We start from the raw sequence: 20,305 nt of genomic DNA on the forward strand, positions 1-20,305 counted from the left end.
AACGTCGTGCCGGCGAATGACACAGAACCAAAAAACATCAGCATCCCCCGTTGCGAACCATGCTTAACACTCCCTCGCACCGTTGAGTTCACCACCGAGAGAGGACTTGCGACAACCCGCACGTCTTGGCCTGGTTCAACTGTCACGCCTTCAACTGACGGAGGATTCAAACTAACGGGAAGTTTCTCAAGATCAAGATCGCCTTTGATGACGACCCCCTCAAGCTCGATCGAACGACCATTCTGAATCGACTCCAACAACTTCTGTGCATCGAGTGCACGAGCCTCACGCTCGGCCCCGGAGCAATCCGGGCTCAGACGAAGCTTGAGCGGCCCTTGGAGATTTTTCGCATCACCTTCGACGACGCAACCCGCATATGCGATCCCATTCCAGAACCAGGCAATCGTAAACAAGATGATTGCCAAGAATGCCACATACAATCTGGTCTTCACCATGAGGGCCCTTATACGGGATGCGCCTCGCAGAGGCAAGGCGGGAAACGCTCGGTTCGGTTTACTGAGCGGAAAACTTTGTTAGACTTTCTTCGTGAGCACGAATAACTCGGTCGCTTCTTAGCCATCCGCTTGTTGGGGAACGTATCCTATGGCATATCTTCGATTATGTTTTCTTCTTACATTGATCATCACCGCAACACCTTTCCATGCTCCGGCCGCTGATAACATTATTGAGCTCCCGGTACTTGCCGCAGTTGGTTACAACAACTTCGGCGTCTATGAGGTGATGTTGATGCGGTGGGACAAGCAATCGTCTCCCGATCCAGCTCAACTCCAGGTGATCCTCGGCGGGGTTCGATACGGGAAAGGACATCTGGGATCTATGTCAGACGCATTCGCTTACGCGGTCGAGCGGACCCCTTCGGTTCAACATTCCGGAACCGTGTCGGTTCAGGGCGTGACCTACCAACCGACTGGAAGCGACGGACCGAGCGCAGGCGCTGCGATGGCCATCGGTTTTATCGCGATGTTCAAAGGTGAACGTGTGCAGCGAGGGACAGCCTTGACCGGCACGATCGAACCGGGTGGACACATCGGCTGGGTCGGCAGCATCCCCGACAAGATCCGAGCGGCAAAGCGCGAAGGCTTCCACACAGTGCTCGTACCCCAAGGCCAGCTTCACACGGCCCAGTGGAACCTGATTGAACTCGGGTTTCAGCTCAACATCAATGTAAAGGAAGTGGAATCGATAGACGAAGCGTACGAATTGATGACCGGCAGCCGGATTTAACCGTTCGCGGCCCTTCCGGCAATGGCCTGTATGATCTCATCGTACTCATCTTGCGTCAGGCGGTGCATCCCCAATGCAAGCCTCCTCGTCAATTCCGTCTGATCACCGATCTTCAGCACATGCATCAACAACGCGTGGCTGGCCTGAGGAGACCATGACCATTGCCGGATATCCCCGATCCGCATAAATCCGAATCGAGCCTCTGCGCGCAACTCGTCTTTCAAAAAATCGTCTAGTTCAGCATACTCTTGAACGGGGGGCAGCAGTTGGAAGTCCGCACAGAGCCCGACTTTCAGGACATAAAGCAATCCGCGCGAAGTGGGCTCGAGATAGGTCTGCAAGTTGGTACGAATGAGCGATGTGCAAATTCCCCAAACCTGATGGGACAATTGAAGCCCTGCACTCTCTTCGGATGTCCGTTCACGAAGCGCGGCCGCGATAAACAGAAAGTGACTCACGAACCCTGTTCTCCTCGTATGACGCTTGGCTCATAAGAAGGCACGGAACACTCAACAACCAGCTAAATCGAAGCTCCCGTGAAAGGCACCATCAGAAGATGAACGCGGCTGGGATGTAGGTTTGGGATCGGCAGATTCAGGGGCGATAATCGTCGGCATCATCGAGCAAGTTTTCAGATTTATCCAGGTAATCGACATCCTCCTCATCGGCTTCGAGAGCAAGATCTTCTTCTACATCTTCATCGATCTCGTCATCCAGCCCGCCTTCTTCGTCGAGACCGAGTTCGTCCTCGGCTAATTCCTCATCATCGAGGTCGGGTTCCTTCGGAATAACGACCGGCGCGGGCTTGGACAACTTCTCCTTTAGGACTTCATCGGAGATAGAATGCTTGTCCTCGGCCTGCTTCACCGTCGCCGAAACACCCTCTTTTTTCTTCTTGGGTGAAGTTTTTGTTTTGGGTTGGAGTTTCTTGGCAGCCTTCTTGACGGCCTTCTTTGCTGCAGGCCTCTTGACCGCTTTTTTCGCCGTTGTTTTTTTCTTCGGTTTCGAGGATCTCTTCTTCGCCGGCCGCTTCTTGGACTTTGCCATCAATCTTCTCCTCTCCCATCCACAAACAGGCGGATGCCTGAACTTGGCCTCCATCTAGCACGAACAGATCCGATCTTGCAACAGGGGTCTGGAGGTTGCTGAAAAATCCTACGAATACACTCTCGGAGCGGCCGGAAATTGAACGTAGGGCCCGGGCAAGTGACTAGGACCCCACGTTATTTAAAAACTCTCGATCTCCTACAACGGAACAATGAGATGATTACAATATAAACAGCCTTGCCTTACGCGGCATATCCGCTACAACTGTATCCCGACTTTGCGCTTCAGATGGGTCGGGCTCGAAAGAGATCTGAACCAAATCTTCCGGCATCCTATATGGTATGATGTTTAACATGAACGTTGAATCCTTCTTGCATTAGAAGACTCAGAGGTAGTAGAGGGAATTGATGCTGAACAGGATCGTTAAATTGCATGTCATCATGGGATTGATCACGTGGGCGGTGTTGACGGCATGGCCGACGGCTGCAACGGCCCCTTATACTGCAATCATTATAGACAGCGGATCGCCCTATTTCGTCCCCAAGTCCGTTACTGTCTCCACTGGAGCGCCAATCCGGTGGGACAACCCGACGCCGACGGAACATACCATTACCCACATGGGGTGCCTGAACGAGGGTGGAGCGTGCGCGTTCGATTCAGGCATTGTGATGCCTAATAATTCGTATACACTCCCGGGACTCCAACCAGGGCATTATCCTTACATCTGCAGGGTTCATCCCATCATGCGCGGCACCATCATCGTCACCGACCCTTCCACCTCCCTCCCGTCTCAGCTCTGAAAACCGTCGAACAGGCCTTGCGTGACTCGCGGCTCGTCGTGTACTCTCCGTCGCTCAACCTCAACAATCATGCAGCATGAAACCGGCCGTTGCCCTTCACGAACCGCGTAGCCTGACCGGGGAAGCCCTCAGTCTCCTTGCCTGGCACATCCCCGATCTCGTCGCCTATCAACACAGTGCGGACGAATGGTGGTTCGCCCCACTGGACGACAATCTTCCCCTCATCCGATTGAATCGTACCGGCCTTGAAATGTTGAAGGCCATGAATGGTCACATTACGGTGGGCGCGCTGGTGGCAAAATATGGAGAAAAAGTCTGTGGCCCGGACGGCCAACCTGGGCGATGGCATCTTGCACGCTGGCCTCTTCCAAATTACTCCCTCTGTTTTTACGGGACAGAGCCCCCAGGCGGTCATCGCCATAAGGCCAAATGGGACCTATTGCTTCAGCAAATTCGAGAAGGCTGGTCGGGACAGGAGGGCTTCGAAGGGGAAGAACACCTTGAAGACTTTCACGTCCATGAATTGAAGGACAGCGGTGATGACGACGGCCATTTCGATTTGATTGAAACCACCGTGTCCCACCTTTTCCGTGAACCAAATGAGGCGCTGAACGGTCTCACCTATGGGCGCCTGCTCATGCAGAAGCTCCGCCGCCTGGGGTGGTTCAACCCGCAACCAAAAGTCATCGTGGAAGTCGGCGGTGGCCTCGGCTATGTGGCCCGCGAACTTGGTAAAGAGCTCCTGCCTTTCGAGAAGCAAAGCATCAAGTACTGTTCGCTCGACATCACCAAGCCATTCTTGAAGCTGCAAGTCTTCCGTGCAAAAGCAGGTGGCTGGCCCGTAAGCGGCACTCAAGGCAACGGAGAGTGGTTGCCGTTCAAGGACAACTCTGTCGATCTCATCATCGACAACGAAAACATGGCCGACATGACGCCGACTAAGCTTGCCAAGCAGGAACTCCTGTCCGGCGTCGGCGAAACTGCCCAACATCAAGAAGCCCTGGATTGGATCAGACGAATCCGGCTTTCAATCGGTAACGATCTCCCTGACGAGGTGATTTTCAATCTTGGCCCGTTCCGGTTCGTCGCGGAACTCTGGCGCGTGCTCAAGCCCGGAGGGCATGCGTTCCTTACGGAATTCGGCATCGAAGAGGGCTGGCCGGCGCCGGTGAAACTTCCCGGCCATACTGAGTACGAGGTGCAGTACAGCCATCTGCGTCAAGCCGTACGATGGCTCGGCTTTCAGGAACAATACCTCTCGCTTCCTCAATTCCTCACGATCAAGCCCGACACCAAAGTCCTCTGTACCGGCGCAGCCTATACGATTCAGCGCTTCTGCCAGGCTATCAACAAGCCCTTCATCGTCCGGGCCTATACGGAAAACGAACTCAGACAAACGCTTGGTGACATGCTCCCCAAACTGCAGGGCACTCATTATCACGATGTGGCAGACCCGGCCTGGTTCGGCCTGATCGACTTCAAAGTGTTGTTGCTGGAAAAACCCGGCGGAGCGCCAAAGCCGACGTTCTCAGAAAACAAAGGGTATCGGTGGTACAGCCAGCGGTGAGCCGACCAGCTGCCCTTGTTGCTCGCGCTCCCCGCACGGAGGATAACGATTCTATCCTCTTACGATGAACAATTGAGGAGGCTCCGGGTCGAACAAGTTCTGTTTAGCGGTGTTTGATAACAAGCGTGGTGAAGGATTGCTAGCCGCCCTAAGCTTGAACCCGGTCGGATAGAGATACGAGGTTGATCAGGACTCCTTCGCGCAAACCCAAATCGCTGACCAAGACACTCTCCTGACCAAGCGTCTCCATGATCGTCCGGATGATGATTACACCGGCGGCGATGACTTCTTCGCGGCCTTTTTCCAATCCCGGCAGGCCGACCCGATCGGCTTTCTTGCGGCTCAACAGCATCTGCTCCAACTCCCTAATCATCTCAACTGTTAGCACATAATTGTGAATTCTGGCCGGCTCGTAGGAAGGAAGCCTTTGCGCCATCGCTGCAAGCGAGGTAATGGTTCCTGCCGTGCCAACGAACGTTGCGGCATGGCACTCACCCATCTCGGAAACTGCCACCTTGGTTTCTCGTGCCACCCAATCACGCGCTTGCCTGACCTCTTCGCCCGTAGGTGGATCACCGTGAAGGATGCGCTCGCAAAGCCGCACCACACCGATATCGATCGAACGCACGACCGGCGCTTGTCGGGGTCGATCGAAAATAAACTCCGTGCTCCCCCCTCCGATATCAAGTGCAAGGACATTACTCACGCCAGCCGGTAAGCCAGACCGAATGCCCAGCATGGTCCGCCTAGCTTCTTCCTCCCCAATGATGATTTCCACGTCAAACCCCGTCTCACGCTTCACCCGATCGAGAAATTCTTGTCGGTTGCCGGCATCCCGCACCGCACTCGTAGCAACCGCCGTGAAGATGTCTACGCGATAACTGGCGATGACCTCTCGCCAATTCTTCAAACACTTCACCACCCGATCCATTGCGGCCGCGCTCAACCGCTTTGTCTGATCGACACCTTCACCCAAACGTAGGATACAACGCTCAGAATGGAGTTCTTTGAGCGGATGATTAGCGGAACCTTCAGCGATGAGAAGGCGGCACGTAAGGGTGCCGATATCGACGCCAGCGAGACGCTTCGTACTCATTCTGCGTTTCGAATCTCGCCCATTTCCCCTTCGACTTTCTTGCTTGCATCCTTCAGTTGATGGATGTCATTTACCAGCCGGTTGATCTCCGTGTCATACAATACCCGCTCGATCGGCTCGCCGGCTTCTCGCAGACTCACTGCCCGCTCTCCCACGTCACGATAGAGGTCGCCCAACTGTTTATCAATCTTCCGAATTTCCAAACGCAGGCGCAAGAGTTCCGTCTCTTCCAAAGCTCGATTCGCCGCCTGCGCTGTTCCCAGCCTCAGCGTTGCCAACCCAGTCTTCAAATCATGCTTAAGCCTCTGCAGCAGCCCCATTTTCCCCTAACCCTCCCCCTCCGGAGATCTGTCAATTCTAAGGATTGGCCTGGCTCGGTCCCATCGTGCGCGCGTCGAACGAGCACCGTCCTTAATGTAACATTACGATAAATCCTGCGTGCCGCGTTCCGCGAGTACAGGGGCCGACCAGGCCGATCCCAACTTCAACTGACCGAACCCAGTTCCAACTTCTTCTCCCACTTCCTCAGCATCGCCCCTTTCAATCCTTGATGCACGGGCATGCTCAGAAGTGGATCTTGTTTCAAGATTGAGAAGGCCTCCAGCCTGGCCTGCTGCAATAATTCACCATCTCTGATGAGGTTGGCCACACGAAACTCCGGCATCCCCCATTGACGAAAACCAAAAAACTCTCCTGGCCCCCTGATCCGCAGATCCTCTTCGGCCATCACAAAGCCGTCATTGGACTGCACCAAAGCCTCAAGCCGTTCCTTTGCTAACGAAACCGCATCCTCGCCATTACCCGCCGACCGTCTGCCCAACCGGGGCTTCGATCGTCCAAAAGTCGGAGCCATCAGCAGGCAATACGATTGATGCCCGGCCCGGCCTACACGTCCGCGCAATTGATGCAACTGTGCTAAGCCGAACCGCTCGGCATGCTCGATCATCATAATCGTCGCATTCGGAACATCGACGCCGACTTCGATTACCGTCGTCGCCACGAGCAGATCGATCTTGCCGGCTTTGAAGTCGGCCATGACTGCTTCCTTATCCGGCGGTTTCATGCGCCCGTGCAACAATCCGACTCGAAATTCCTTGAACTCTCCGATCTGCAGAGATTCGGCTCCTTGGATTGCTGCCTGCAAATCGCTTTTCTCCGATTCTTCAACCAACGGATAGACCACATAGGCCTGCCGATTACTCCGCAACTCGTCTTTGATGATCTGATATGCCCGCCGCCGTTGAGTCTCGCCGAACAGGAAGGTCCGAACCGGCTTTCTTCCCGGAGGCAACGAATGAATGATCGAGACGTCAAGATCGCCATAAACGGTCATGGCAAGGGTCCGCGGAATCGGCGTCGCCGTCAAGACGAGCACGTCCGGCCTGTACCCTTTCTCCATCAGCGTTTTTCGCTGTAACACACCAAACTTATGCTGCTCATCGACAACGGCCAGTCCTAAGTTCTTGAACGTGATGCCCTTTTGAATCAACGCATGGGTGCCGATAGCCACCTGAATCTTACCCGATGCCAACCCCTCGGCCTGCGCCTTCTTGACCGTTGCCTTTTCTCCACCACGAAGCAAAGCCGCCTTTAATCCCAATCCCTCCAGCATCCCTTTCAAATTACGATAGTGCTGTTCGGCCAATATTTCCGTTGGCGCCATAAGCGCGGCCTGGTAACCGGATCCGCAGGCCATCACAATGGCATGCAGCGCTACGACGGTTTTTCCCGAGCCGACGTCACCCTGTACCAGCCGGTTCATCGGACGCAGCGAAATCATGTCGCGGAAGATTTCGCGTATGACCTGGTCCTGTGCGGTCGTCAAATCAAATGGCAGCAGCCGCCCCAATTTTTCCAACAAAGGCGTTCTTGGATTGAACCGGATGGTTTTCTTTTCACGTTGCACGGACTGCTGGCGGGCGGCTAAGGCAATTTGCAAAAGGAAGAGTTCTTCAAATGCCAAACGCCGATGGGCAGGCGTTTTGCCCTGCTCAAACAGACGAAGATCCGATCCTGGTTTCGGGAAATGAACATCTTGCAGTGCTTCCCGTATAGGGAGCAGCCGCTGGCGAGCCCGCATCGGCACCGGCAGTAGATCACGGAGGTCAGCCACATGGTCTTCCAACAATGTCTTCGTCAATACCCGCATCTGGCGGGAACTCCACCCTCTCGTTTCGTGATAAATCGGAACGATCCGGCCGACATGCAGGGTGAATTCGGTCCCCTCACCTACCACCTCATACTGGGCCACATCCATCCGTGGCACCATCCAGCCCTGTCTGCCGGCGATCACCCGCCCGCTCATCATCACCGAATTTCCGACAGCCAGCACAGCCTCCAAGTAGGGTTGATTGAAGAACACCGCTTGCATCCGACCCGTCTGATCTTCCAAACCGATTTCTAGCACGCTTAAACGACGGTTCCTTGTTTTCTTGGCTTGATTCTTGACGACCATTCCACACACCGAAGCCACCATGCCTGGAACAAGCTCGCCCATCGGTGTCATGACTGAACGGTCTTCATACCGCCATGGGACGGTCCAGAGGGCGTCCTCCATCGTTTCGATGCCTAATCGCTGCAACATTATACTGCGCTTCGGTCCCACTCCCTTGGCGAAACGGATCGGGAGTTCCCACAACTCACGAGCCGCTGTTGCACTCGGCGGAGATGCTCCCGCCTCCAGGGGTTCCGATTGCGCCCAACCGCGAACCTCGTCATTCGCCGCTTCACGGAGTGTTCCAAGAATAGCCGCTGCCTCACGCAACCTGCGTTGCTGTTCCGAGATTGAAGATTGCTGCTGATCTTCGACAAAGAGTGCTCGAAGCTTGAGCAAGGCGGCCTCAACCGCTTTGGGATACACCCGATGTGACAGCGCTTGCATCACCTGAGAGGAGACGAAGGGACCGAGATTCTTGACGGTCGGGAGATGGGCAAACGCATCCCGGCTGGCAAATTCAATCGGACGTGCGAGACGGTCCAACCATTGCCGGAAATGTACGAGGGGTTCGGGCTCGGAAGAGCGCCACATGTCAGGGGCGGATGGTACCACAGGAACGCCTCTGCCACAACGAGCGCCTCATCGCTAGCGGCCCGCTTCATCTGGAACATTTCCCGAGAACTCTTTGTGCCCCTACGTAGGAGTGCTAGACTGAATCGCCGTCAAGGAGAGGGCTCCCGTCATGTACCGTCGAAACATCTCACACATCCTGTACGCCGCCGCTGGGATCCTGGGATTACTCGTTGTCTACGGGGCTTGGTTCAAGTCTCCCTACTCGCCTCCTCAACCGCCTGAGGCCCACGAATCAACTTTTTCGAAACCGGTCGTTCCCCAGCCGATTCGGGAAGGAACACGATCGCCTCACCTGCAACAATCGCGTCTGATTGACAGTACCGCCGTCCCGAAGAGCCGATACCAGGACACACTGGTCGCCATTCGAGACGAAATGGAAAAAGGCCATCTTAAAGAAGCTGCAAGCCGTCTCGTCGATCTTCCATCGGACCTGCAATCCGCCGCCGCCGTTCGCCCCTACTTGGCCGTTCTGTGGAATAATCTCGGCATCGAACAGGAAAAGCGTGAGGGAACGAAGGTCGCTATCACTTCCTTCAAGAAGGCCGCCTCGCTGGACGATAAGAATTCCGTCATTATGATGAATCTCGCGCACGCCTATTGGGAGCAGCGCGATCCAGCTATGACAACGGGATTTCTTGAACGTCTGATCTCTCTCGTTCCTGAAGAGCCATTCCCCCATATGGCGCTGGCTGATCTTCTCCAGGAGCAGGACAGATTGAGTGAGGCCGCGATCCATCTCGATCATGCCATTGAACGGTCCCCCAACGACCCGGGAGCCCAAGCCTATCTCCGCACGGTTACGGCAAAGGTCCGGCGAACAGAACAGACCGAAGGACAACTGCGCAGTCAAAACAGCACACACTTTACCGTCAAATACGACGGCGAGTCCGATCACGACACGTGGACCGTGGTACTGGATATCTTAGAGGAGGCTTATCGAGAGATCGGCCAGAAGTTCGGCCATTTCCCATCCAAACCGATCGTCGTTGTTCTCCATTCCCATGGCACGTTTCACGGAATGACAGAAACTCCCGCCTGGGCCGACGGGCTCTTCGACGCGGTACTGGGACGCATCCAGGTCCCGACGCAAGGCGCCCTCACGGACCGCGGATGGCTAAAGCGGGTGCTCAGGCACGAATTCGTTCACGCGCTTCTCCACGACCTCCAAGGCATCGACGGGGTTGCACTGCCAACGTGGCTTAATGAAGGTTTGGCGATGCGACTTTCCGGCGATACGTGGTCTGATCTCGAACGGCTCGCTTTGCATCAGGTTCCATCCATCCCGTTGAGAGCGTTAGAGGGGCCGTGGGGCGGGCTTTCGAGTGACGCAGCAAACATCGCCTATCTTGAGTCCGACTCGGCGGTCGGTTACATAATCGCTCGTTACGGCTTGCATGAAGTGCAACAATTGCTAATCCGTCTCAAAAAGAAACAACCTCTCCCTGAGGCGATCCTGTCCCAATTCTCGATGTCATACGATCAATTCCAGACGCGTTGGTTGGAACAGGCACAGGAGGAATCGAGGAAGGGCTAAAAAGAGACCTCGGGCGTCAATTGATCAGATATCGCTTCGCTCTTGGGTCCGATTCGCAACACTCGGCGGCAACGCACCGTCGGCATCCGATCGCTCCGACGCCGAAGCTTCATCGTCAAAACCGGCCATCACACGATCTTCCCACAGCAATTGCCGCCCGGCGGCATCCAGCATCTTGATCCTGAAATCAATATCGCGTGGTTCGGTAGATTGCATCCCGATAATACTTCTGCCGACTGTCTCACTCCTGGCGTTCGTCGGATCAGCGGAAAATTCGTCGCTCCACATTACTTGACCCGTCTCCGGATTCATGGCCCGTAACACGAAGTACGGCTGTCCGCCGGCATATATCCGTGAAGCCACTTTACTGACCATGAGTCGAGGTCGAACGTGAGCCACGATCGGGTAGGTGTCCACTTCCGGATTGCCGCCGCCAATCAAGTTAAGCCTACCTTCCCACAGAAAACGGCCGTTGTCTGCATCGTAAACGCGCAAGATGAATTCAGAGAGACCATCCGCGCCGATACCGACTCCCCCTGCAAAGACTCTCGCTCGCGGTTTGCCGGATAGAGAATCACCGTCTTTAATGTCGAGTTCGTACGTGTCGTCCGTCAGCACATCCCCGCTGACGGCATCGTAGGTCTTAACCGTGATCGTTGAAGCCTCTGCATCCTGATATCCGAAACCTGCGGCCACCGTCTTTTGAGTGTAGAACGAATCCCCCCACGAAGAATCGCCTGCCCAAGCAGTCGCTGCCATGGGTCCAAGAATCGAGAGTCCCGCACAAGAGGCAATGACACATGATCGTCTCATGTTCACTCTTAACTCATTCAACCACCCCTTCAGTGCCATGAATGCCCCCTTCGTCATGGCTCAATATCGCAACCTCGACTAAATCTGAAAATTCCCCAGTGTGGGGGGAAATCCTCAAAGGAGGGGGACGCATCAAGAGCAGAATTGTACGGTGGAAACTGAATCGGCTTGGAAAATCAGCAGCCGAAGGGCTTTTCTTACTCGGATTACTTTTGTGATGAGACGGCGCCGAAGAGACGGTAACGATAACGGGCGAGAATATTATACGCGGCTCGGGCCAGAGGGCTGACGATCGGAAACCAAATAAGCCTTTGCAAGTACGTCCCGCCCTTCAAGCCCGACAGCAGAGGCAAAAAGGCATCCAATCCTTCACGTATCTGCCCTCCGGGACCGATGAGGTACGCAACCTCCGGTCGACCAGGACGATAGGATGGTCCTAATACTCGCTTTGCCTCGTCGCTTTGATACGTGATCATGCGCAGGGAGGTTCCGGTTTTGTTCGGTTTCTGATGCTCGAATCGGTCCTTGACTGCCACACAAAGCCGACATTGACCATCGTAGATCAACAGACACTCTTGCGAGGGATCTAAAATTGAATGGCGCATAACGTCACATAGATTCAGAATATGCCCCGTTGTCAGCCTGTCCGGCCAGATGTATGATCCCGCCAATGCGAAGCAGGGCGGCCCTCATTTTTATACTCTGCGCATTGAGTGCTATCGGCTTCGGCACGATACACCTGACCTTCCCGACTGTTCCAGCCAGGGCTGGAATGTATATGTGGGGGACCTTTCTCGTGCTCCTGCCTCTGGCCCTAAGCGGCGCAGTTTGGCGTGGCTGGACGTGGGCCGCCATGGCCTGTGTGGCCTACGGAACAATCGGATTGGCGTTGGACTTGTCAACCATAACCAGTGTGCTCGGAGGGGAAAGCGGAACGGGAGTGCTTTTAGGTTTCAGCGGAGTCAGTGCGGTGTTCAACTTACTGGCCATTATTTTTGGCGGGCGGGTTTTTTGGTCTTGCCTGCAGGGTTCACCCCTTCAAGAATCCCGCCCTCCCAATCCTCGGTCCCCTTCTTCACCCTCCGCAATGTGATCGTTCCGAACCCCGATCGTTTCAGCCAAGCCGTCGTCTCGGCTATGGAGTAGGTATTGCCCGTCTCTGTGAACAGAAGCATCGACACGGCGAACAAACTCGCCTCTTCGGGGAAAAGCCCCTCACGATCATGAAGAAACGCATCTTGGATGATAAATCGTCCTCCGGGAGCGAGGGCTGCCTTCGCACGCCGAAAAATCGCGAGATTTTGTTCCGGCGAGTAGATGTGCAGCACATTCGAATACCAAATGACATCGAACAGTCCCGGAATATCATCCTTCAAAAAGTCCAACGGCAGATAGGAGAGCCTCGTGCCGACTCTCTGTGTCGCCGCAATCTCCCTGGCAACTTCCAATGCATCCGGACGATCACAGACCGTCGCTTGCAGCTTGGGATTCCTCGCCAAGAAAGCCATGGCGTAGGTCCCCGGGCCTCCGCCGAGGTCCAGAAACGTCTTGGCACCTTTCATAGAGAATTGCGCCGCGATTTTCGGTGCAGTCTCTACGGTGCGATGATGCATCGCCCACGTGAAACGGCGACGATAGTCCGGCTCTTCCGGCTCATCTTTGTCGAGAGGTTCGCCGGTACGAATTGATTCCGACAGTCTCGCCCAATCGTTCCAATGGCTCGTAATCAAATCCAAGTAGAACCCGCGATAGCCAGGATCCTCAGCATTTAAAGCCGTTGAAGCCAGTCGGCTATTGCGATACTGCTCCCCTTTCTTCCGGAGCAACCCTGCCATTGCCAGGTTGCGGCAGAGGATAGAGAGTCCTCGCTCGCTGACTTTCAACTCGCGAGCCAGATCGGGCAAGTACCATGTCCGTTTCCCAATGACAGTAAAGAGCTTCAACTCCAATGCGGCAAGGATCACACGCGGCAAACGATACGCCGACAGCGCCTCGCGAAACTCATCGAAAGTCGAGATACCCTTCTTCATACTTTCCCGCCTATCTGACTGCAGCACCAACGCATTAAGTCCATGACCTTCGGAAGATTTGTGAAATCAACCGATCTCTCAAATGTCGCCGCCACATACTCTTCGTTCATTTCGCTCTCTTCGGAAAAGCCGGATTGAAGCAACAGCGCCCGGAATTTCGACACCGCCGGCTGGATAAAGTACTTCGCCTGCTTGGCCACCTCGTCTGTACCGAGGTCTTCCGGTGTCCCGTCGGACATTAGGCTCATCACATCCTCCATATCCACCCCGTATTGGCACAGCAGCTTGCCCTCGGGTTTGATTTCAAGAATCCAACCATCGTTTCCAAGATCGAGAGCCAATGCACCTCCAGGCTCCAACTCATAGAGTTCGGGGAACACCCGGCGTAGCGTCTTCCTCGCCTCAGCCCAATGCGGGGATGCTATTTCATTCATCTCAGCTCCCCTGAAGCTTGACAGAGATCGACGCAGAGGCAATCCTCTCCCGCAATGCCTTCAACCTTTTCATATTCTCATCAAGTTTCGGCAATTGATACTTCCGATCCATCTCCACCACACACATCAACAAGTGTGCTGCCTCTTCAAGCCGCCCCATCGCTTCAAAGCAATCGGCCAGCACATACCGAGCCCCGCCTGCCCTCAACTCGTCACGAGACCGCTCTGCAATGGCTTGACTGGTCTGACAACAGGCAATCGCGTCCTCAAACCGTCCTTGCATCCGGAAGGTCCGCCCCATCATGCGCCATGCATCCGCCGCACCGGCATCGTTACCCTGTCGCCGCATCAAAACCAGGGACTTCTCATAGTAAGTGATGGCTTCTTCGAACTGTCCGGTTTCTCTGGCAACCAACCCCAAATCGGAAAACAGCACGGCCTTCGCCGGTTCATCCTTAGTCTTTCTCATTAAGTCGAGCGCTTCCAAGTAATAGGCCTTTGCACGTTCCCATTCACCGGCGTCAGCTCGCAAATTCCCCAAATTCGCCAACGTCGTCCCGATTCCCTTTTCATCGCCCAGGATCTTCTGCAATTCCAGCACTTCGTGATAGTAATCCTCCGCGACCTCGCGCCGTCCGCTAACCGCACAAATATTTCCCAGATTTCCCAACGTCGCGGCCAGTGCCCGCTGATCACCTGTCATACGATCGCACTCCAACGCTTTCGCATAACAAGTGTAGGCGTCCGTGTAATTGCCGCGCGAAAAGTGCTCGTTGCCTTGCCGATTTAGCTCTTCTGACAAACCGTTTTTCAGTGGCATGGTGAAACGCTAGGCTAATGCCCGTTCGACAACCTGTTTGGCCCCGGCCAGAATTGACGTCCCGTCGCCGACGAGGATGGCGTCGAAATTATACTTGAGCAGCCGCCGGAGGCCTTCCTTCGCCTGCCCCACATCCGCATATTTCTCCGCGGGCAACATGCTGAGCGAGCCGGCAGGCTTGCCTATCAAGGCATCCCCCACGATGAAAACCCCTTTGCCTTGTTGAATAAACAGAGCCGATTCACCGGGAGACTTTTGACCGTTAAGATTGACGATCCAGATACCGCCTGGCAGGAGTTCTCCGTCTTTGAACGTCTTCGTCGCCTTCAGTTCCATCTGCGCCACATCGGCCTCCGGCACAAACAGTTGGCAACGAAAATCGGACTGACAGACAGCCGCTTCCCGAGCATGGTCTCGATTGGTCACGATGATGTAATCCACATGGCCCTGGCGCCGGATGAATGTGGAGGCTTCCGCAGTCAGGGGCGGAGGATCGACCAGAATCCTGTGTTCTCCGACGTGCAAGAACAGGCCGTTGAAATCGAGCTGCTTCTCTGAGGAAAACACCGACCATTGCCAGACACCGGGCAGGAGATTTTTCATCAGGCATCCAATTCCATGCTAAGTCTGACGTCGAGAACCATCCCAACCTTGAGCATCAGTTCTTTCTAGAGGGCTGCCACTGCTTCTCTAACGGTCTTCGTGACTTTGGCGAGAATGCTTGCCTCGTTCGGCAAATCGATAATGTCGTCCTCAGAAACGGTGATGAATTTTCGATTCGACCCTTTAGTGAGGGAAATCAAAAACATGCTGTTCGACGGCGTGACGGGAATCACCACTTCTACGACCGCGTCGATTCCCTTCACCACCTCCAAAAACTTCTGTTTCCCCTCTTCCATCTCATCCATATACTCCCGTCCTCTCGCGCTCCACGGCGGAGCGAGTCTACTGCGGGTGGCGCGAACCACCCTGTCCGCCTGCAGCGGGGCCCCACACCGGGCGGGGTGCGAAGCCGGACAGGGTGGTTCGCGACAGGACCCGCTACATTTTGTTACTTGCCCCCGCCAACAACTTTTCCACTTCTGCCACAATCACATCCGACCCCGCCAAATCCATGTTCCCGACACGTTGCCAGCGGATCACTCCTTCTTCATCGATCACATAGACGTTGGGGATGAACTTCCCGCCGCCATAAAGTTTATCGGTCGTTTTGCCAGGATCCAGAAGATAGGGATACGTGACCGTTACGGGAAACGCCGAGAGAAATTCTCCTACCTCTCTTTTTGAATTCCCCGCTGAATTGACGCCGATCACGGCCACGTTCTTGCCCTGGGTTGCTTCGAATACCTTTTGGAGATTGGTCCCCTGCATCATGCAAGGATCGCAAATGTGGAAGAGCCCCAGAACCACCACCTTCCCCTTGTATGCATCGAGGGAAACAGACTCACCGGTAATCGCATTCAACGTAAACGACGGGGCCTTTTCACCGAGCTTGAATAATCCCGCAGCAAACAACGGGTGGGCAGCAAAGACCGTGAATATCAGGACACTCGATATCAGGACGATCCGTTTCATCGCGGCCTCCTTGATTCAATTTTCTGCCTATTGCCTCGTGATCATTGACTAACGGAATCGGCCAATGGTCACAACTCAACATCTTCCCTTTGTGAAAGGTATCCTACCACGCAAATTTTTTCAGGAGCAACGCCCGCGAGACGAACACGGAACTTATGTTTTCCGCTGTTTCAGCTGGAGGATCGCAGGAAAATCGAGGGGCTTTGGCCGAAGTGCAACCGATTGAGAAGCTGTGTCGAATCAGTTTTTACCGTACCGGAGTTGGCTACTTGCGAGCAGACGATGACCCAAGGGAGTGGAAACAGGTTAACTTGAGCGCTCGAAGAGACCGAGTTGAATTTCTTCAGCTCGTGTAAAGGAAATCGGATAACGTTCTGTAAAACAGGCATTGCAATACTGATCCGGAGCGCCGGGAGCGGCCTTCAACATCCCGTCGAGGCTCAGGTAGGCCAGACTGTCCGCTGTGATGTACTTCCGGATTTCTTCGGCGGAATGACTGGACGCAATCAATTCTTTCTTCGTGGGTGTATCGACACCATAGAAACAAGGTGAGACGATCGGCGGAGAACTGATCCTCATATGCACTTCTTTGGCTCCCGCATTGCGGATCATCTTGACGATTTTGCGGCTCGTCGTCCCCCGAACGAGCGAATCGTCGACAACCACGACGCGTTTCCCTTCGAGGACCTCCGGCACCGCATTGAGCTTCACTTTCACGCCGAAATGTCTGATCGATTGCTCCGGTTCGATAAACGTCCGCCCGACGTAATGATTCCGGATCAACCCCGTTTCGAATCGAATCCCGCCGCCTTCGGCATAGCCCAAGGCAGCCGGGACTCCTGAGTCGGGAACAGGGATCACGATGTCGGCAGGAACCCACGACTCTTGCGCTAACTGACGCCCCAAGGCTTTGCGAACCTGATAGACCGCATTGGCTCCAAAGATCCGGCTGTCCGGTCTGGCGAAATACACGTACTCGAAGACGCACATGGCGGGATCGGATTGCTGAAACGGATGATGGCTCTCCAAGCCGTTGTCGTTGAGTACCACCAATTCGCCCGGCTCGACTTCTCGGACATACTCTGCATCGAGCAGATCGAATGCACAGGTTTCTGAGGCGACGATCCAACTGCTCCGAAATCTCCCGATACAGAGCGGACGCAAGCCATAAGGATCACGCGCGGCGATCAACCCGTCATCCGTCATCAACACAACGGAGAATGCACCTCGAACCTGGCTGAGCGCATCAATCACACGGGACAGCAGGGTGTCGGACCGCGAATGGGCGATAAGGTGAATGATGACTTCACTATCCGACGTCGATTGGAAGATCGCACCGTACGCTTCCAACTCATTGCGAAGCACCTGCGCATTGATCAGGTTTCCGTTGTGTGCCAGGGCCAAGTTCCCCAGCGCAAAGTTGACGATCAACGGCTGGACATTCTTAAGATCGTTCCCGCCCGCCGTTGAATACCGGTTATGTCCGATCGCCATGTGGCCCGGCAGCTTTTCCAGGACCGCTTTGTCGAAGATGTCGGCAACCAGCCCCATCCCCTTCTGCACGAAAAATTGTTCGCCATCCCCCGAGACGATGCCGGACGCTTCCTGTCCACGATGCTGAAGCGCGTAGAGGCCAAGGTACGTCAGATTGGCGGCTTCTTCGTGGCCGAAGATGCCGAACACGGCACATTCTTCTTGGAACTTATCCGGATGTGCACGTGATATGTGAGATGTGACTGGTTCAATGAGGGGCAGTTCTTTTCCGGCCGGCCTGATTTTCATAAGCTCGCTCTTCTCTTCTGACGTTTTAGTTTTCACGCCTGATCAAGAGTCCGCTCAATAGAGAAGGCCCATCTATCATAAACCTGATCGACAGGCAGATCGACCCGGCAACCGTCGGCCCATTGGCCTTTGTCCACGTCAATAACCAGCCGATCGCCGCCTACTACTCCGATCTTTGCGGCGGGAACGCCGGCCTCCGAGGCCCTGCCGAGTACCGAATCTGCCCAACCAGGCTTGACCGACAGAATGACGCGAGATTGACTCTCCCCGAACAAGAGCGCATCACGACGTGAGGAATCAAGGGTTAATTTTACCACAGCTCCCCGCCTCGCGCCCGGCCCAGAAACACAACATTCGGCCAGCGCGACAGCAAATCCACCATCTGAACAATCATGCGCAGATTGGACAATTCCCTCACCAATCACTTTTAGCACAAAACCGTGAAGAGTCTTCTCCGTTTCAAGATTCACGTATGGCGGGGAACCCTGCTCACGGTGATGCAGTATTTTCAGGTATTCACTCCCACCTAAATCATCCCTCGTCTTCCCCAGGAGGAGAATCACGTCCCCTTCGTCTTTGAACCACTGCGTCATGGTCTTATCAGCCTGTTCGATCAAACCCACCATCCCCAACATGGGCGTCGGATAGATGGACAGGCCGTTCGTTTCGTTATAAAAGCTGACATTTCCGCTCACGATGGGAATTTGGAAATGTTCGCACGCATCTCTCAACCCCTCGATCGCCAGCACGAACTGCCACATGATGTCCGGCCGCTCCGGATTGCCGAAGTTCAAACAATCCGTCAGTCCAATCGGCAGCGCACCGGAACAAACAAGATTTCGCGCCGCCTCCACCACCGCCAGCCTTGCACCTTCATAAGGATGAAGCAGGCAATAGCGGCCGTTGCAATCGATCGCCATCGCCACAGCCTTATCCGTACCCTTGATACGAATCACCGCGGCATCGGACCCCGGCCGGACCATCGTATTTGTCCGCACCATATGATCATATTGCTCATAGACCCAGCGTTTGCTCGCGATCGTCGGTGACTCCAACAGCGAGAGCAGCGCCGCATTCGCATCCTTCACATCGGGAATCGCATCGTAGTTCAGGTTCGTGAGCATGTCCTGATAGGCCGGAGGTGAATACGGCCTTTCGTACCGGGGCCCCTCGTCAGCCAAGGCCTTCGCCGGAATCTCGGCCACAACCCGGCCTTGATCGATGACACGTAACATCCCGTCACCGGTGACCTTGCCGACCACCGCCACATCGAGATCCCACTTTCGGCAGATCTTGATGCAATCCTCTTCCTTTCCGGCCATTGCCACCATCAACATGCGCTCCTGCGATTCCGACAACATCAACTCATAGGGCGTCATGCCCGGCTCGCGGCGCGGGACGTTCGTCAAATCCAATTCAATTCCGTTACCGGCGCGCGACGCCATTTCGCAGGAGGAACTCGTCAAGCCGGCTGCTCCCATGTCCTGAATACCGACTAAGAGATCGCTTGCCATGAGTTCGAGACAGGCCTCCAGCAACAGTTTTTCCTGGAACGGATCACCGACTTGAACGGTGGGTCGTTTTTGTTCCGATTCATCGTCGAATGAATCGGAGGCCATCGTCGCCCCGTGGATGCCGTCCCGGCCTGTCTTCGAGCCGAAATAGATAACCGGATTGCCGACACCGGTGGCCGTGCCACGAAAGATCTTATCTTTATGGGCCAGGCCCAAACAGAACGCATTGACCAACGGATTGAGTGAATAAATATCATCGAACCGTATTTCGCCACCGATCGTCGGAACACCCATACAATTGCCGTATCCGGCAATCCCCGCGACGACCCCCTTTATCAGATGGCGGTTCCTCGACACATCGAGGTGTCCGAATCGAAGCGAATTCATCAAAGCCACAGGCCGGGCACCCATCGTAAAAACGTCGCGCATGATGCCCCCGACTCCCGTCGCCGCCCCCTGATACGGCTCGATGAAGGAAGGATGGTTGTGCGACTCCATTTTAAAGACGACGCAGAGCCCATCGCCGATATCGACTGCTCCTGCATTCTCGCCAGGCCCCTGAACCACCCGCGGCCCCGTCGTCGGCAACTTTCGGAGATGCACCCGCGAACTCTTGTAGGAGCAATGCTCCGACCACATGACAGAAAACATGCCAAGTTCCGTCAGATTCGGCTCACGTCCAAGAATCTCGACGATTGTCTTGTACTCGTCATCTGTCAGATTGTGCTGCGCAATAAGCTCTTTGGTGATCACGTTGGAGCTAGTTTGTTCCATGATCAAATAGTACTCAATTCAGGCTTCATGTTTTTCAGCGACTTAATCATCGACTGGAAAATAATCCTTCCGTCTTCATTCCCCAGCATCTCCTCCGCGCAACGCTCCGGATGCGGCATCATGCCCAAGACATTGCCCCTGTCATTCCTGATTCCAGCAATGTTGTCGAGCGAGCCGTTCGGGTTCGCTTCCGGCGTGACTTTG

At 54.9% G+C, this 20,305-nt stretch carries 21 protein-coding genes; 4 read left to right on the plus strand and 17 right to left on the minus strand.

Translation table 11 applies throughout. The annotated features are described in order from the left end of the window. On the minus strand, positions 1-455 hold a 455-nt coding region (locus ACWVCN_RS09735), incomplete at its 3' end, for a hypothetical protein (RefSeq protein WP_455245424.1). Positions 456-603: 148 nt separating this feature from the next. Between ACWVCN_RS09735 and ACWVCN_RS09740 the strand changes: the two genes are divergently transcribed. Continuing rightward, the gene (locus tag ACWVCN_RS09740; RefSeq protein WP_455245425.1) at positions 604-1,245 is read left to right on the plus strand and encodes a S16 family serine protease; all 642 of its coding nucleotides are present in this window, start codon (positions 604-606) and stop codon (positions 1,243-1,245) included. Here ACWVCN_RS09740 and ACWVCN_RS09745 read toward each other — a convergent pair. Both ACWVCN_RS09745 and ACWVCN_RS09750 read right to left on the minus strand, forming a co-directional pair. Continuing rightward, a complete protein-coding gene (locus ACWVCN_RS09745) occupies positions 1,242-1,703 on the minus strand; it encodes a hypothetical protein (protein ID WP_455245427.1) in 462 nt (153 codons plus the stop codon). The two genes, ACWVCN_RS09740 and ACWVCN_RS09745, sit on opposite strands and share 4 nt — an antisense overlap. Before the next feature lie 136 nt (positions 1,704-1,839). Then, the gene (locus tag ACWVCN_RS09750) at positions 1,840-2,292 is read right to left on the minus strand and encodes a hypothetical protein (RefSeq protein WP_455245428.1); all 453 of its coding nucleotides are present in this window, start codon (positions 2,290-2,292) and stop codon (positions 1,840-1,842) included. 407 nt (positions 2,293-2,699) lie between these two features. Between ACWVCN_RS09750 and ACWVCN_RS09755 the strand changes: the two genes are divergently transcribed. Both ACWVCN_RS09755 and ACWVCN_RS09760 read left to right on the plus strand, forming a co-directional pair. Then, the gene (locus ACWVCN_RS09755) at positions 2,700-3,092 is read left to right on the plus strand and encodes a cupredoxin domain-containing protein (RefSeq protein WP_455245429.1); all 393 of its coding nucleotides are present in this window, start codon (positions 2,700-2,702) and stop codon (positions 3,090-3,092) included. Between the two features lie 76 nt (positions 3,093-3,168). After that, positions 3,169-4,659, plus strand: coding sequence for a class I SAM-dependent methyltransferase (locus ACWVCN_RS09760; protein ID WP_455245431.1), 1,491 nt, complete (start codon positions 3,169-3,171; stop codon positions 4,657-4,659). Between the two features lie 148 nt (positions 4,660-4,807). Here ACWVCN_RS09760 and ACWVCN_RS09765 read toward each other — a convergent pair whose 3' ends face one another. From ACWVCN_RS09765 to recG, 3 genes are all read right to left on the minus strand, one after another. After that, complete coding sequence (locus ACWVCN_RS09765) at positions 4,808-5,755, minus strand: Ppx/GppA phosphatase family protein (RefSeq protein ID WP_455245433.1); 948 nt, start codon at positions 5,753-5,755, stop codon at positions 4,808-4,810. Continuing rightward, positions 5,752-6,075, minus strand: coding sequence for a hypothetical protein (locus ACWVCN_RS09770; protein ID WP_455245435.1), 324 nt, complete (start codon positions 6,073-6,075; stop codon positions 5,752-5,754). The genes ACWVCN_RS09765 and ACWVCN_RS09770 overlap by 4 nt, the downstream gene beginning before the upstream one ends. Before the next feature lie 164 nt (positions 6,076-6,239). Then, positions 6,240-8,804, minus strand: a complete 2,565-nt coding sequence (gene recG, locus ACWVCN_RS09775; RefSeq protein WP_455245436.1) for an ATP-dependent DNA helicase RecG — start codon at positions 8,802-8,804, stop codon at positions 6,240-6,242. Between the two features lie 130 nt (positions 8,805-8,934). On the opposite strand from recG, the gene ACWVCN_RS09780 reads away from it, so the two are divergent. Beyond that, complete coding sequence (locus ACWVCN_RS09780; RefSeq protein ID WP_455245438.1) at positions 8,935-10,359, plus strand: peptidase MA family metallohydrolase; 1,425 nt, start codon at positions 8,935-8,937, stop codon at positions 10,357-10,359. Between the two features lie 24 nt (positions 10,360-10,383). On the opposite strand, the gene ACWVCN_RS09785 is transcribed toward ACWVCN_RS09780, so the two are convergent. The 11 genes from ACWVCN_RS09785 to ACWVCN_RS09835 all read right to left on the minus strand — a co-directional run. After that, positions 10,384-11,172, minus strand: a complete 789-nt coding sequence (locus ACWVCN_RS09785) for a hypothetical protein (protein WP_455245439.1) — start codon at positions 11,170-11,172, stop codon at positions 10,384-10,386. 206 nt (positions 11,173-11,378) lie between these two features. Further along, positions 11,379-11,777 carry a thiol-disulfide oxidoreductase DCC family protein gene (locus ACWVCN_RS09790; RefSeq protein WP_455245441.1) on the minus strand — a complete coding sequence of 133 codons (399 nt, stop codon included), beginning with the start codon at positions 11,775-11,777 and terminating at the stop codon, positions 11,379-11,381. A 384-nt stretch (positions 11,778-12,161) separates the two neighbouring features. Further along, positions 12,162-13,202, minus strand: a complete 1,041-nt coding sequence (locus ACWVCN_RS09795) for a methyltransferase (RefSeq protein ID WP_455245442.1) — start codon at positions 13,200-13,202, stop codon at positions 12,162-12,164. Next, a complete protein-coding gene (locus ACWVCN_RS09800) occupies positions 13,199-13,636 on the minus strand; it encodes a hypothetical protein (RefSeq protein WP_455245444.1) in 438 nt (145 codons plus the stop codon). Before ACWVCN_RS09800 ends, ACWVCN_RS09795 begins: the two co-directional genes overlap by 4 nt. Position 13,637: 1 nt before the next feature. Beyond that, a complete protein-coding gene (locus ACWVCN_RS09805; protein ID WP_455245445.1) occupies positions 13,638-14,456 on the minus strand; it encodes a tetratricopeptide repeat protein in 819 nt (272 codons plus the stop codon). Positions 14,457-14,465: 9 nt separating this feature from the next. Beyond that, a complete protein-coding gene (locus ACWVCN_RS09810; RefSeq protein ID WP_455245447.1) occupies positions 14,466-15,059 on the minus strand; it encodes a hypothetical protein in 594 nt (197 codons plus the stop codon). A gap of 65 nt (positions 15,060-15,124) precedes the next feature. Next, entirely contained in the window at positions 15,125-15,364 is a 240-nt protein-coding gene (locus ACWVCN_RS09815; RefSeq protein WP_455245448.1) for a hypothetical protein, read from the minus strand. Positions 15,365-15,497: 133 nt separating this feature from the next. Further along, on the minus strand, positions 15,498-16,031 hold the full coding sequence (locus tag ACWVCN_RS09820; RefSeq protein WP_455245449.1) for a peroxiredoxin family protein: 534 nt from the start codon (positions 16,029-16,031) through the stop codon (positions 15,498-15,500). A 306-nt stretch (positions 16,032-16,337) separates the two neighbouring features. Then, positions 16,338-17,813: an amidophosphoribosyltransferase gene (purF, locus tag ACWVCN_RS09825; protein WP_455245451.1), complete on the minus strand. Its 1,476-nt coding sequence runs from the start codon at positions 17,811-17,813 to the stop codon at positions 16,338-16,340. Positions 17,814-17,845: 32 nt separating this feature from the next. Further along, positions 17,846-20,101, minus strand: a complete 2,256-nt coding sequence (gene purL, locus ACWVCN_RS09830) for a phosphoribosylformylglycinamidine synthase subunit PurL (RefSeq protein ID WP_455245452.1) — start codon at positions 20,099-20,101, stop codon at positions 17,846-17,848. A gap of 2 nt (positions 20,102-20,103) precedes the next feature. Beyond that, on the minus strand, positions 20,104-20,305 hold a 202-nt coding region (locus tag ACWVCN_RS09835; RefSeq protein WP_455245453.1), incomplete at its 5' end, for a phosphoribosylformylglycinamidine synthase subunit PurQ.

It is taken from the genome of Petrachloros mirabilis (assembly GCF_975968855.1).